This window comes from Nitrosomonas sp. HPC101 (genome assembly GCF_009833125.1).
Taxonomy (GTDB): domain Bacteria; phylum Pseudomonadota; class Gammaproteobacteria; order Burkholderiales; family Nitrosomonadaceae; genus Nitrosomonas.
Map to the genome: position 1 here is coordinate 72,955 of NZ_QRCC01000004.1, position 13,870 is coordinate 86,824.

Here is a 13,870-nt window from a genome sequence, read left to right on the forward strand (position 1 = left end):
TTTAACCGGAATCAACCATGACTGAATCACAGCAACAGCCTGTTTTTGTTATCGAAAAAGTATATGTCAAAGACTTATCACTGGAAATTCCCCATGCGCCTCAGGTTTTTCTGGAACGGGAATCTCCCGAGATCAACCTTCAGCTGTCCACCGGCAGTAGTGTTATAGAAGGGGAGATCCATGAGGTGACCGTGACAGCTACTGTCACGGCGCGGCTGAAGGAGAAGGACAGGGTGATGTTTCTGGTAGAGGCTCATCAGGCTGGTATTTTCCGGATACGTAATGTTCCTGAGAATGAGATCGAGGCAGTGTTGGGTGTGTTGTGTCCAAACATCCTGTTTCCCTATCTGCGCGAAACAGTTTCAGATACGGTAACGCGCGCCGGATTCCCGCCTGTGATTCTCAATCCGGTTAATTTCGAGGCGATTTATCATCAGAAAAAGCAGCAGGAGACGGCCGGATCACCACCTGATCAGCCTACAGATAATGCAACCAGGCACTGATTCATGAGATTTCAGCCATTCAGGATCGGTTTTACTACAGCCGGTTTGTTGCTTCCATTGCTGATTCTGTTGTTTTTTTCCTGTAAGGCAATTGCGCAGGCGGATAGCCAAAACGAGTTCCTGTCGATCGCAATCCCCGCAGCTGTTCTGTACGATGCACCCTCTCTCAATGCAGGTAAATTATATGTGGCAAGCGTGAATTTGCCTCTGGAGGTGGTGGTAAAGGTAGTGGGATGGGTAAAAGTACGAGATTATCGTGGATCTCTTGCCTGGGTGGAGGATAAAAATCTCAGCCCGAAACGGTTTGTAATCATCAGCATTTCGACTGGAAGCGTTTATCAATCTCCTGATCAGACTTCGCCGCTGGTGTTTCGGGCCCGACAGGATGTAGTGCTGGAATGGCTGGGTACTGCTGCAAATGGTTGGGTAAAGGTGAAACACCGGGATGGTCAGATTGGCTATATCAACGCTAATCAAGTCTGGGGTGTATGAATATCGCAGTGCTTGGTGCAGGAGCCTGGGGAACTGCTCTGGCAATTTATTTGTCGGCACGTCACGACGTAGCGTTATGGACCCGTAACACGGAGCATCTGGTAGAGCTGGCAACATTGCGCGTGAATCAGCGTTATCTGCCGGGACAGTATCTGCCGGATTCCATCCATCTTGTTTCTGCGTTGAGCGATGTGCTGGAGCGGGCGGAGCTGGTTTTTGTGGTTGTGCCTGTTTCAGGGTTGCGCGTAACTTTACAGCAGATGGCCGCGCTGGATCGATCGTTACCATTTGTTCTGGGATGTAAGGGCTTTGAAGCAGGATCTGCAAAACTTCCCTGTCAAGTGGTTGAGGATGTCTATCCGGCTGGGATTGCCTATGGTGTGTTATCTGGACCGAGTTTTGCCCGAGAAGTGGCGCTGGGACTCCCCGCAGCATTGACGCTGGCTTCACGTGATGATGCCTTTTCCAAATGGATCGCCAGTGAAATTCATACTTCAATTTTGCGGGTTTATTCTAACCATGATGTGATTGGAGTTGAGGTTGGAGGGGCTCTCAAGAATGTAGTTGCAATTGCTGCCGGTATTTCTGATGGGCTTGCATTTGGCAATAATGCAAGAGCGGCATTGATTACCCGCGGGCTTGCGGAAATTATCCGCTTGGGTGTAGCGCTGGGCGGGCAAAGAGAAACCTTTACTGGTTTGAGCGGGATCGGGGATTTGATTCTGACTTGTACCGGTGATTTGTCGAGAAACCGTCAGGTTGGCATGATGCTTGCTTCCGGATGGCCTTTGTCAGAGATTCTGCCTGAAATCGGACATGTCACTGAAGGTGTTTATACAGTTCGGGAGGCGCATGGAATGGGGCAGCAGCTTCAAATTGATATGCCCGTAACCCGAGCAGTTTATAGCATTTTATACGAATACATTCCGGTTAAGCGTGCAATCAGGGATATGCTTGATCGTGAACCTGGCTCAGAAACAGATTGAAAATGGATTTTTCCGGTGTGCTATTTTTCCAATCCCGGTAGAGCAGGAATTTATTAAAAAATAAGGTCGATTTCCGGTTAAACACTTGACCACCGTAAAACGGCTTGATATAAGGGTTTCTACAGAGTTGTCTGTGTAAAAAGAGGTGTTTTCCTGCAACCTAACGAAGCAAAACAAAGGGGAATTTATGAATAAATCCGAACTCATCGAAGCGATTGCTCATCATGCCGACATTACAAAAGCGGAGGCGGGTAATGCACTGGATGGTGCGCTATCTGCAATTAAGGATGCACTTAGCAAGAATGACAGTGTCACCCTGGTAGGCTTTGGAACTTTCAAGGTTGGGGAACGGGCTGCACGTACAGGGCGTAATCCACGTACCGGTGCCGAGATAAAAATCAAGGCAGCCAAAGTGCCTAAATTCACTGCTGGCAAAGCACTGAAAGATGCTGTAAACTAGCGCTCCTTCGATAGCAAAGACAAAGAAAAAGTCGGTGGGTTCGGGTGCTTAGCTCAGCTGGTAGAGCGTCGCCCTTACAAGGCGAATGTCGGCGGTTCGATCCCGTCAGCACCCACCAAGCATTGCCGGGTAAACAGTCGTCTTATAAGCGATCTCTTATTAGAGAGTGTAATACTGGGAGTGGTAGTTCAGTTGGTTAGAATACCGGCCTGTCACGCCGGGGGTCGCGGGTTCGAGTCCCGTCCACTCCGCCATATTTTTACCTTGCGTAATGTCCAGCCATGATGATATGGCATCTTTTCCTCCCTCTGTTTTTCTCCGTTTCCTTTTTTTCGAGTATTCGCCGTGTTTGATTTTGTAAACCAAAAGAAGACGATAGTCCAGATTGTGCTTTTTATTGCCCTCTTGCCATTTTTATTCTGGGGGTTGGAATCGTATCAGGGTATGGGGGGTGCGAGTAGCGTTGCATCTGTTGATGGCGAGGAAATCAGTCGCCAGGAGTATGAGCAGGCGTTACGCAACCAGCAGGAAAATCTGCGTAATATGCTGGGGGAAAATTTTGATGCTGCTTTGCTGGATAATCCGCAGATGCGTATGGCTGTTCTGGAGAACCTGATTCAGCAGAAATTGTTACGTCATGAAGCTGGGCAAGTTGGGTTGACCGTGCTGGATTCTCGTCTGTCTGCTGAAATTCAAAATATCGCGCTTTTTCACGAGGATGATAAATTTTCGTATGAGCGCTATCGCGAATTGCTTCAGCGCCAGGGGATGTCTCCTGCAATGTTTGAAGCGAGACTGATGAGTGATCTGATGCGGCAGCAGCTGCTGGAAGGTATCACCGGAAGTGTGATTGTCTCCAGAATGATTGCAGACAAGATTGCTGCACTAAGTGAAACAGAGTACGAGATTAACCAGGTAACGATCAGTCCTGAACAGTATATTGACCAGGCTGAGCCTGATGAGACTGCCGTTCAGTCGTACTACGATAATCATCGTCAGGATTTTACGCTGCCGGAACGGGTTCGGATCGAATACGTTGTGCTATCTTTGGATGATTTGGCGAAGCAGGAACAGGTTTCCGATGAAGAAATCAGGCAATATTTTGATGAACATCAGGATGAATTTGGTCAGGCCGAGGAACGGAGAGCCAGTCATATACTGTTGACCGTTCCTGCCGACGCAACTGAGGAACAAAAGGCATCTATTAAGGCCAAGGCAGAACAAATCCTGGAACAGGCAAAACAGGATCCGGATAAATTTCCAGAGCTGGCCAGGGAATTATCGGAAGATCCGGGTTCAGCGAAATCAGATGGAGATCTTGGTTTTTTTGCGCGCGGTCTGATGATCAAGGCTTTCGAGGATGCGGTGTTTGAGATGCAACCGGGTGATATACGTGGCCCGGTGGAAACTCCGTTTGGTTTTCATATCATCAAGTTGACTGAGGTGAAAGACGCGGATGTGGCTGAACTGGATGATGTCAAGGAACATATCAGGCAGCTGCTTCAGCGTCAGAAAGTCGCGGACAGGTTTGGAGAGATATCCGAGGATTTCAGCAATATTGTTTATGAGCAGAGTGATACGCTGCAACCTGTAGCGCAGATGTTTAATCTGCCTGTTCAGCAAAGTGACTGGATTGATCGCCATTCGAAGGAGCCCTCCGTGATTGCCAATGAACGCTTGCTCCAAGCGGTATTTTCGGAGAGTGCCATTCGGGATCATTACAATACTGAAGCGATTGAGGTGGCGCCGGATACTTTTGTTTCAGCCAGAGTGCTTGAGCATCGTCCTGCCAGTGTGCAATCAGTCGGTCTGGTCAAGGATAAAATTGTTGCATTTCTGAAACAGCAGCTCGCAGCTGAATCTACTGAGAAAGAGGGAGAACAGAAGCTTGCCAGATTGCAGGCGGGAGAGACTGATGAGTCTCTGGAATGGGGAAATCCAGTGACAATTTCTTATACCCAGAAAAAAGGGGGAGATGACGAGGTCCTGCGTGCGCTCTTTCAGGCTGATACAGGAAAACTCCCCGCTTATACCGGGGTCAAGACCAGCAAGGGAGGATTTGATCTGATCCGGATCAATCAGGTAAAAGTGCCTGCCGCCGAAAGTGAATCTTCCAAATATGCACTGCTTGTTAATCAGTTGCAGCAGGTGCATGGCCAAGAGGAATTAAATGCCTATCTTTCCGGCCTCAGACAACGCTCTGAAGTAAGAATCAACCCCATTGAGGAGAATGACTGATAAGCAGCAGTAACCCACAGGTTACTGCTCATCAGCATCCAGATTAAATGCAACGGTATTGAATCCAGCATCCACGTAGGTAATTTCGCCGGTAATACCACTGGCCAGTTCACTACAGAGAAAGGCCGCTACGTTGCCCACTTCCTCGGTTGTCACGTTTCTTTTCAAAGGCGCTACTTTCTCGGCATAACCCAGCAGCTTGCCAAAATTACCAATTCCTGATGCTGCCAGAGTCCTGATCGGGCCAGCTGAAATTGCATTTACCCGGATTCCCTGTTTGCCAAGACTGGAAGCCATAAAGCGGACATTGGCTTCCAGACTGGCCTTGGCCAGTCCCATTACGTTATAGTTCGGCATAACACGTACAGCGCCGAGATAGCTAAGTGTTAGCAGGGCGGCTGATCTTCCTTGCATTAGCGGCAGAGCAGCTTTTGCCAGCGCAGAAAAACTGTATGAGCTGACATCGTGTGCGATGTGAAAGGCCTGCCGATCAACGCTTTCCAGGTAATCGCCCGTCAGGGCTGCGCGCGGGGCAAAGGCGATGGAGTGTACGATTCCATCCAGCCAATTCCAGCGATCCGCCAATTCGCTGAAACAGCGGCTGATTTCTTCATCCTGGCTGACATCACAGCGGAACAGCAGATCGCTGCCAAACTCTGCAGCCAGTTTGCCGGTGCGCTCGCGTAAATCTTCCGATTGATAAGTAAATGCCAGTTTGGCACCTTCGCGATGCATCGCCCTGGCGATACCGTAAGCAATGGACCGGTTGCTCAGCAGACCTGTAATCAGAATGTGCCGGTCAGCTAAAAATCCCATGGTTGAAAACTCCGGTTATTTGTTTATTTAAAGTACATCCTGATCGTATGAGAAGTGCATTAAATACAATCCCTGTGTACGTGCAGTGGGCATTGTATCATCGCTTTCCGGGAAAAATCCTTGCGACCTTGCTGAGCGGGTTTTTGTTCAATTGACAGGTTGTCCGGTATGATAAAAACTATTTTGGGTAGCTTGCTGCAGAAGATATATCAATCAATTAATATCAGCGACTACTTTAGCTAAGCGATTTCCAGTATTTTCCTGACCGGTTCCCTTCTTCCTCATGAATTCTATGATTTCCTTAACCTTGTCAACAGCCCCGGAAGCAGCACAAAAAAAGATTATTAACGTTATTGCCACAGAACTCGGTGCTGCAGCACGGCAGATCAGTGCGGCAGTAATGCTGCTTGATGAGGGCGCAACCGTACCTTTTATTGCACGATACCGCAAGGAAGCAACGGGTAATCTGGACGATACGCAATTACGCCTGTTGGAAGAACGTTTGATCTATCTGCGGGAATTGGAAGATCGACGGAAGGTCATCCTGGCTTCGATCGGGGAGCAAGGCAAGCTCACCGATGAACTGCGCCTTATGATTGAGCAAGCTGTAACCAAGCAGCTGCTGGAAGATATTTATCTACCCTACAAACCCAAACGTCGGACACGGGCGCAGATCGCACGCGAGGCTGGGTTGGAGCTGCTGGCGGATGCGCTTCTGGCGAATCCGGTACTTGATCCTGAACAGGAAGCTACAAAATATATCAAGGTAGTGCCGGCTACTGAAGGAGTAGAGGCGATCAATGTTCCCGATACAAAAACAGCGCTTGAAGGGGCGCGCGATATTCTGACCGAACGCTTTGCGGAGACAGCAGATCTGCTTGCTATATTGCGCAATAAACTCTGGCAGGAAGGGAAAGTGATTTCGGTAGTGGTTACCGGTCAGGAAATGGCGGAAGAAGAAAAATTCCGCGATTATTATGCTTATACCGAGTCAATACGCCGGATTCCGTCGCACCGTGCACTGGCATTGTTTCGTGGCCGGGCGCTGGGAATACTTAGAATCGATCTGGATCTGGACGAAACTGCCCGGGAGCGCGTTCCCCATCCCTGTGTCGCCCTGCTTGCCGCCCATTTCGGCGTTGAAAATCGTGGACGGAAGGCGGATCAGTGGCTGGGGGAAGTCTGCCAGTGGGCTTGGCGAGTTAAGGTACATCTGCATCTTACCACCGAGCTGCTGCTGCAGGTACGCGAAGCAGCGGAAACCGAGGCCATCCGGATCTTCAGCCGCAATCTGCGTGAGCTGCTGCTGATGGCCCCGGCAGGGCCCAGAGCTGTACTCGGGCTTGATCCGGGTTATCGTACCGGCTGCAAGGTGGCCGTGGTCGATGCTACCGGAAAATTGCTGGAAACCGCAACGATTTATCCGCATCAGCCACGGAATGACTGGCAGGGTTCGCTGGCAACTATCGTGCAACTGGTGCTCCGGCATGGTGTTGAGTTGATTTCGATTGGTAACGGGACAGCAAGCCGTGAAACCGACAAACTGGCCATCGAGGTCATCCGACGGGTAGCGGAGCAGCATCCTGAATCAAAGCTGACTAAAATCGTTGTCAGCGAGGCAGGTGCCTCGGTTTATTCAGCATCTGCACTGGCTGCAACAGAATTTCCCGATCTGGATGTCAGTTTGCGTGGTGCGGTTTCCATTGCCAGACGGCTGCAGGATCCGCTGGCGGAACTAGTCAAGATCGAGCCCAAATCAATCGGTGTCGGCCAGTATCAGCATGATGTGAATCAGCGTACCCTGGTGCGATCGCTGGATGCTACGGTGGAAGATTGCGTCAATGCGGTCGGTGTGGATGTCAATACCGCTTCTGCTCCACTGCTGGCCCAGGTTTCCGGCCTTAATCGCGTACTGGCCCGGAATATCGTCGATTATCGCGATCTTCACGGCCCGTTTCCAAACCGGAAAACATTGCTCAAAGTGCCGCGTGTCGGCGGAAAAACATTTGAACAGGCAGCGGGGTTTCTACGCATTAATAAGGGCGATAATCCGCTGGATCGCTCTGCTGTTCATCCGGAGGCGTATCCGGTGGTGCAGCGTATTCTGGCTCGCCTGAACAAGGGAATCGGGCAGGTGATGGGCCAACCGGAAATGCTCAAGGGACTGGCTGCCGAAGAGTTTGCCGATGAAACCTTTGGTCTGCCGACCGTGCGCGATATTCTGTCCGAGCTGGAAAAACCCGGTCGTGATCCGCGTCCGGAATTCAAAACAGCCACCTTTCAGGAAGGAATTGAATCATTGACTGATCTGCAACCTGGCATGATGCTTGAAGGCGTCGTGACCAATGTGGCAGCCTTTGGTGCTTTTGTCGATATTGGCGTGCATCAGGATGGTCTGGTGCATGTTTCAGCATTGGCAAACAAATTTGTCAAGGATCCTCATCAAATCGTCAAGCCAGGGCAGATCGTCAAAGTCAAGGTGCTGGCAGTGGACACGGTGCGTCAGCGTATCAGCCTGACCATGCGAATGGATGATGTTCCTGAAACGATTGAGCGATCCGGAGCACATCAGGAAGCACATAAAACCGCATCAGACAGTCGGCGACCCCGACGCAGTTCCCGTCAGCCACAGGCTACTCCGGGGATGGGTAAACCTGCGCAGATGAGTACACTGGCGCTTGCGCTGGCACGTGCACAGAAGAAGAAATAGAGAATCCTGCGTTGTAGTACGAAGATTTCAGCTGCTGTGAGCTGTGGTGCCGGCGGCAATATTTTCTCTGACCTGAGTACGCTTGCCCAGCGCGACGATCATCGCCACGAGGACTGCCACCAGCCAGGTCATGAAATCAGCATGTTCTCCCAGTAACAATACCGATGCGATGATGGTGATAAATGGCTGCAGCAGCTGGGTCTGGCTGACTTTTGAGATTCCCCCCAAAGCGAGTCCGTGATACCAGGGAAAGAAGCCGAGATACTGGCTGATGACCGTGAGGTAAATAAACCCGATCCAGGATTCTGCAGGCAGATTCAACGTGACAGGCGCATAAAGCACGGTCGGAATGATCAGAACAGGAAAGGAAAAAACCAGCGCCCATGAAATGACCTGCGGACCGCCTAGCGATTTGGACAGCCTTGCCCCTTCCGCATAACTGACACTGGCGCAAATTACTGATCCGAACAACGCGAGATCGGCCAGATGGAGTGTTCCTCCTGCCTGATTCAGCGAATAGCCGACTACCACAGCCGCGCCCATCAGTGCAAACAGCCAGAATTTGCCGGACGGGCGCTCACCGGAAAACAGGGCCGCTGCAACAGCAGTCGCTAGTGGAAAGATGCCGAGTACAACACCGCCATGTGATGCATCAACATAACAGATTGCCCAGGCAGCCAGCAGCGGGAAACCAATCACAGCTCCGATAGCAACAATGACCAGACCTTTTGCCTCTTCCCGGGTCGGCAGGCGTTGGCGGGTGATCCATAGAAAGGCAGCTGCCAGCAGGGCAGCGCCGGTTCCCCGGCCAAGCGCTACGAAAACCGGATCGAGTGCTGCTACGGCAGCGCGCATGGCGGGCAGTGTGAGTGCAAAGAAAACGACAGCAATCAATCCGTAAAAATAGCCAAGATTCTCGTTGTGAGTGTGTGTCATGCAGGTCTTCTGATCAGGATGGGAGGAAGTACCAGGAGGGTGGGTATCCATACCTTGGTACATGTGAGTTGAATTGAAGCAGCATCATGGAAAGTAGCGTTTCTGGTAAATCTTGTCTGATTTATTTAGAAAGATCAGACCAGTTTGATTAATCCCGGGTAAGCTGCCACCAGTGCCAATGTCAATATCTGCAACAGGATGAACGGAATAACACCCCGGTAAATATCGAGGGTAGTAACGGATGGGGGCGCCACGCTCCGTAGGTAAAATAATGAGAATCCAACCGGCGGGGTGAGGAAAGAAGTCTGCAGATTGAGCGCGACCAGAATGCCAAACCACAGTGGGTCGATTTCCAGCTTGATCAGCAGAGGGGTGATCATAGGGATGAAAATATAGGCGATTTCAACAAAATCGAGAAAAAACCCCAACAGAAAGATAGTGAGCATCATCAGTAGGATGAATCCCCATTTTCCACCCGGAAGATGCTGTAGCAGCAGTTCGGCTGCTTCATCACCACCGGTGTAGGTGAACACCATCGAAAAGAATGTGGCACCTGCCAGAATGGTAAATACCATGGTCGTGATTTTAGTCGTTTCCATGGCGACCTGGTGCAACATACTGATTTTGAACTTTCCGTTCAGTATCGCAAGAATAATTGCGCCAACCGAGCCCATTGCGGCGGATTCAGTCGGTGTTGCGATGCCGATGATGACGGTTCCCAACACAATCATAACCAGGGACAGGGCCGGAATAATTGTTTTGAAGGCATGCCAGTATTGCCGGATGAGGGAAGCCCCTCCTTTATTGGGTACGGAAGGAGCAACTTCCTTTCTGAACCAGGCCAGTATCAGGCAGTAGATAATATAAACGACTACTAACAGCAGGCCGGGTACCAGTGCGGCGCGGAAAAAGTTGCCGACGGGTTGTTGCAGTACGTCACCCATGATAATCAGTACGATCGAAGGAGGAATGATTTGCCCCAGTGTGCCCGATGCACAAATGACCCCAGTGGCCAGCCGTTTGTCGTAGCCGTATTTCAACATGATGGGCAGCGCGATCAGACCCATGGTAATGACCGAAGCACCTACCACGCCAGTTGCTGCCGCCAGCAACATGCCTACGACGATAGTCGATACTGCCAGACCACCCCGGATGCGACCGAACAGGGAGCCCATCGATTCCAGCATGCTTTCTGCAATCCCAGATTTTTCCAGGATCATGCCCATGAAAATAAACAGAGGTACTGCCATCAGGGTGACGCTGGTCATGATGGAATGCATGCGTTCGGCAACCATCAGAAACAGATCCAATCCTTCGAAATACAGGCCATAAAACAGTGCTACACCACCAAAAGTAAATGCCACCGGAAAACCGAATGCCAGCATGATCAGGCAGACCAGGAACATGGATAGCGCAATCATTTGGCAATCTCCTGGAAAAATAGCCTGTCCGAAGGTGGCAGGATGGCAGTCAGGAAAACCGCTGATACAAGGGTTAATAGGATCATTGTTCTTTTTGGCGTGGCGCGGCGTAATCAGTCAGGGGTGGATTGTGTTTTTCCATCAATAGTCGCAGGTTGCGCAAGATTTCCGCCAGTGACTGAAGCAATACCAGGCCATAGCCGATGGGTAACAGCGCCTTGAATGCAAAGCGGTAGGGCAGTCCGCCTGGATCGCTGGATGTCTCTTGCAGCTGGTAGGAATAACTGACGAAATCCCAGGAGCTGTAGAGAATCAGTGTACACATGGGAATGACGAAAACGAGGTAACCGCAGATGTTGATGATTGCCTGGCGACGCGGTTGCAGGCGAGCATAAATAATGTCCACCCGTACATTGGCATCTTCACGCACGACGTAAGCGGCTCCCAACAGAAAGATGGCTGCGAACAGGTGCCATTCCAGTTCCTGCATGGCGATTGAGCCACCGTGAAAAAAGTAACGCGCGATGACATCGGTGAATACCACGCCGATCATCAATACACACAGCCAGCCCGCCAGCCAGCCTGCTGCCCCGGAGATTCTGTCGATCAGGTGTTCCAGTTTATGTAAGTTTCCCATTTTGTATGCTTTCATTCAGTCGGCATGTCATGGAGGATTTAATGTCCGGCGATGGTCATGTGTTCAATCAGCAACGAACCACACTGGCGTGAACCACGTACGATGACATCATTGCCGACGGCGGCAATACCTCTTAGCATTTCCTTCAGATTGCCGGCAATGGTGATTTCTTCTACGGGATGGCTGATTTCACCATTTTCCACCCAAAATCCGGCAGCGCCTTGGGAGTAATCTCCCGTGACGAGATTAACGCCATGGCCCAGCAGTTCAGTGACCAGCAATCCATTGTTCATTTTTTTCAATAAAGCATCAAAAGGTAGCGATACATTGTTTTCCAGGATCAGGTTATGGTTGCCGCCAGCGTTGCCGGTGGAGCGCATGCCAAGTTTACGTGCGGTATAGCTGCCCAGAAAATAGCCTTGCACGATACCGTTTTCCACTACTTTGCGCGGATGAGTAGCGACACCTTCATCATCAAACGTGCAACTTGCCAGGCCTTTTGGCAGATGTGGCAATTCTCTGATCTGAATCGTTGCAGGAAATACCTGTTGGCCGATGCTGTCTAGCAGGAAGGAGGATTTGCGGTAAAGGCTGCTGCCACTGATTGCCTTGGCAAAATACCCCAACAAGCTGGAAGAGAGGGTTGATTCAAATAGTACCGGCACCTCGCAGGTTGCAATTTTTCTGGCACCGAGGCGCGCCAGGGTGCGCATACCGGCTTTTCGGCCGACTGCCTCAATAGCTTCGAGGTCACGGGCCGCACGCGCAACGCTGTACCAGTAATCACGTTGCATGTTGTCTTGCTTCCCGGCAATGACAGCACAGCTGATGCTGTGGCGAGATAACGGATAGCCCGTATTGAAGCCGTGGCTGTTGGCATACACAAACCGGGAAGCACTGGCAGATATGCTGGCACCTTCCGAATTGGTGATGCGTTTGTCTGTTGCCAGTGCTGCAGCTTCACACTGACGTGCCAGTTCGATAGCTTCTTCAACGGGCAGTGGCCACGGGTGATAGAGGTCAAGGTCCGGAAAAGCGGTTGCCAGTAGATCCTGATCGGCAAGTCCGGCGTAAATATCGTCAGCTGTATACCGGGCAATCGACAGGGCAGCAGAGACAGTTTCTTGAATAGCCTGTGGAGAAAAATCGGAACTGCTGGCATTGCCACGTTTGTATCCGATATAAACGGTGACGGATAAACCTTTGTCACGTGTATATTCGATAGTCTCCACCTCTCCCTGACGTACGGTGACATTTTGGCCGGAACCGTCAGAAATATGCATCTCGCATGCATCTGCGCCGCTCTTTTTAGCAAATGTCAATACATCGTTTGCAATTTGACGCAGAGTCTCGTAAGGGTAGGTGAACGGCTGTAGCAGTTCCGGATGATGATTAGAATTATTCATGTGAATTGGACTGGGGGCGATTTGTCAGAATGTTGGAAACAGATCCGCTTTCAGATCAGGGTTGATCCGGCCGAAAACGGGCAAAAGAAGAATGATCGTTACAGCTATGGACAAGTTGGGTGACCGAAGGTGGTTTTGAATCCATCCATGTGGCACAAGCACATTTTTCAGTGTGTCCAGTTTAACCAGGGTTCCTTAAAGCGGGTTATGATAACAGTTTCCTGACTATTCCCGATACGTGTGACTGTGTCCAATCATCTGCCGGATATTTCCGAATCCGAATCTCAGCCGAGCAAGACCCGCCTTAAACAGGAAATGCATGCCTTGCAGGCACTGGGTGAACGGCTGGTTGAGCTTGAGCCGGCCAGAATAGCCGAACTGGATCTACCGGAAAAGCTGATCGATGCGCTGCAGGAAGCTCGCAAAATAACCAGCCATGGCGCACGTCGTCGTCAGATGCAATTCATTGGCAAGCTGATGCGTACAGTTGATCCGCTGCCTGTTCAGGAAAAACTGGATGCCTGGCAGCATTCCAGTCTGAAGCATACCGCGTGGCTGCATCAGCTGGAGCGATGGCGTGATCGCATGATCAGTGATGAGTCAGCTGTAACGGAATTCGTGCAAAGTTACCCACAAATCGATGTCCGGCAGTTGCGTACCTTGTTGCGTAACATTGAAAGGGAAAGGCAGGCCGATAAACCTCCCAAGAGTTTTCGCGCCTTGTTTCAGCTGTTACGGCAGATTATTCCGGAATAAGCTGATAGTGCTGTTCCTCAGTCATCGTGGCTGATATTGAAAGATTGTTGGATTGCGCTGCCTGGTTTTTTGGAAGATTTGGATTGATGTAATTGATTTGAAGGAGATTGGCAGATGTGGTTGAGATGGATGATATGTTCAATATTTTCGATGTTGATGGTTTTGCCCGTAACAGCGTCAGCTGCCCAGACAGCTGGTGCGAGTAACGCTGTCAGCGCAAAGTGCAACGGGTGCCTGTGTCCAGGAAACCCCTGCCAGCTTTGTCCGTTGCCGCCGCATACGGATAATCCGGTGCCTGAAAATGAGCCCGAAACCTGTCGTGCTATCCGTGAAGCTGTTCCGCCGGCTCCGTTTCAGCCAGGAGAAAACGAGTATTTTGACAATCTGGATAAATCGACCATGGTGTGTATCCGTAGTGGCGGGGATGTCATTCCGAACACGCGCCGTGTGACAGGGTATCCGGCACGAGTTTACTGCAAGCCGGATCTTTCCCGCCGTTGAGGTCTGGT

13 protein-coding genes and 2 tRNA genes are annotated in these 13,870 nt (G+C 50.7%); 10 read left to right on the forward strand and 5 right to left on the reverse strand.

Going from position 1 to position 13,870, the window contains the following annotated elements; translation table 11 throughout:
- Positions 1 to 17 precede the first annotated feature (17 nt).
- From secB to ABO04_RS03790, 7 genes are all read left to right on the forward strand, one after another.
- Positions 18 to 503: a protein-export chaperone SecB gene (secB, locus tag ABO04_RS03760; protein ID WP_160809355.1), complete on the forward strand. Its 486-nt coding sequence runs from the start codon at positions 18 to 20 to the stop codon at positions 501 to 503.
- A 3-nt stretch (positions 504 to 506) separates the two neighbouring features.
- Positions 507 to 995: an SH3 domain-containing protein gene (locus ABO04_RS03765; RefSeq protein ID WP_160809356.1), complete on the forward strand. Its 489-nt coding sequence runs from the start codon at positions 507 to 509 to the stop codon at positions 993 to 995.
- Positions 992 to 1,981, forward strand: coding sequence for an NAD(P)H-dependent glycerol-3-phosphate dehydrogenase (locus tag ABO04_RS03770; protein ID WP_160809357.1), 990 nt, complete (start codon positions 992 to 994; stop codon positions 1,979 to 1,981). Before ABO04_RS03765 ends, ABO04_RS03770 begins: the two co-directional genes overlap by 4 nt.
- Positions 1,982 to 2,168: 187 nt before the next feature.
- A complete protein-coding gene (locus ABO04_RS03775) occupies positions 2,169 to 2,441 on the forward strand; it encodes an HU family DNA-binding protein (RefSeq protein WP_160809358.1) in 273 nt (90 codons plus the stop codon).
- 42 nt (positions 2,442 to 2,483) lie between these two features.
- Positions 2,484 to 2,559, forward strand: a tRNA-Val gene (locus tag ABO04_RS03780).
- Between the two features lie 59 nt (positions 2,560 to 2,618).
- Positions 2,619 to 2,695, forward strand: a tRNA-Asp gene (locus ABO04_RS03785).
- 91 nt (positions 2,696 to 2,786) lie between these two features.
- Positions 2,787 to 4,679, forward strand: coding sequence for a SurA N-terminal domain-containing protein (locus ABO04_RS03790; RefSeq protein ID WP_160809359.1), 1,893 nt, complete (start codon positions 2,787 to 2,789; stop codon positions 4,677 to 4,679).
- A gap of 21 nt (positions 4,680 to 4,700) precedes the next feature.
- On the opposite strand, the gene ABO04_RS03795 is transcribed toward ABO04_RS03790, so the two are convergent.
- Entirely contained in the window at positions 4,701 to 5,495 is a 795-nt protein-coding gene (locus ABO04_RS03795; RefSeq protein WP_160809360.1) for an SDR family oxidoreductase, read from the reverse strand.
- Positions 5,496 to 5,787: 292 nt separating this feature from the next.
- Here ABO04_RS03795 and ABO04_RS03800 point away from each other — a divergent pair, with 292 nt between their 5' ends.
- A complete protein-coding gene (locus ABO04_RS03800; protein ID WP_160809361.1) occupies positions 5,788 to 8,205 on the forward strand; it encodes a Tex family protein in 2,418 nt (805 codons plus the stop codon).
- Between the two features lie 27 nt (positions 8,206 to 8,232).
- Here ABO04_RS03800 and ABO04_RS03805 read toward each other — a convergent pair whose 3' ends face one another.
- The 4 genes from ABO04_RS03805 to pmbA form a co-directional block, all read right to left on the reverse strand.
- Entirely contained in the window at positions 8,233 to 9,141 is a 909-nt protein-coding gene (locus tag ABO04_RS03805) for a DMT family transporter (protein ID WP_160809362.1), read from the reverse strand.
- Between the two features lie 134 nt (positions 9,142 to 9,275).
- Positions 9,276 to 10,562: a TRAP transporter large permease subunit gene (locus tag ABO04_RS03810; protein WP_160809363.1), complete on the reverse strand. Its 1,287-nt coding sequence runs from the start codon at positions 10,560 to 10,562 to the stop codon at positions 9,276 to 9,278.
- A gap of 82 nt (positions 10,563 to 10,644) precedes the next feature.
- On the reverse strand, positions 10,645 to 11,199 hold the full coding sequence (locus tag ABO04_RS03815; protein WP_160809364.1) for a TRAP transporter small permease subunit: 555 nt from the start codon (positions 11,197 to 11,199) through the stop codon (positions 10,645 to 10,647).
- A 38-nt stretch (positions 11,200 to 11,237) separates the two neighbouring features.
- Entirely contained in the window at positions 11,238 to 12,605 is a 1,368-nt protein-coding gene (gene pmbA / locus ABO04_RS03820) for a metalloprotease PmbA (RefSeq protein WP_160809365.1), read from the reverse strand.
- Positions 12,606 to 12,845: 240 nt separating this feature from the next.
- On the opposite strand from pmbA, the gene yjgA reads away from it, so the two are divergent.
- Both yjgA and ABO04_RS12030 read left to right on the forward strand, forming a co-directional pair.
- Positions 12,846 to 13,361, forward strand: a complete 516-nt coding sequence (gene yjgA, locus ABO04_RS03825) for a ribosome biogenesis factor YjgA (protein ID WP_160809366.1) — start codon at positions 12,846 to 12,848, stop codon at positions 13,359 to 13,361.
- A 291-nt stretch (positions 13,362 to 13,652) separates the two neighbouring features.
- The gene (locus ABO04_RS12030; protein WP_240141403.1) at positions 13,653 to 13,862 is read left to right on the forward strand and encodes a hypothetical protein; all 210 of its coding nucleotides are present in this window, start codon (positions 13,653 to 13,655) and stop codon (positions 13,860 to 13,862) included.
- The last annotated feature ends 8 nt before the right edge of the window (positions 13,863 to 13,870 follow it).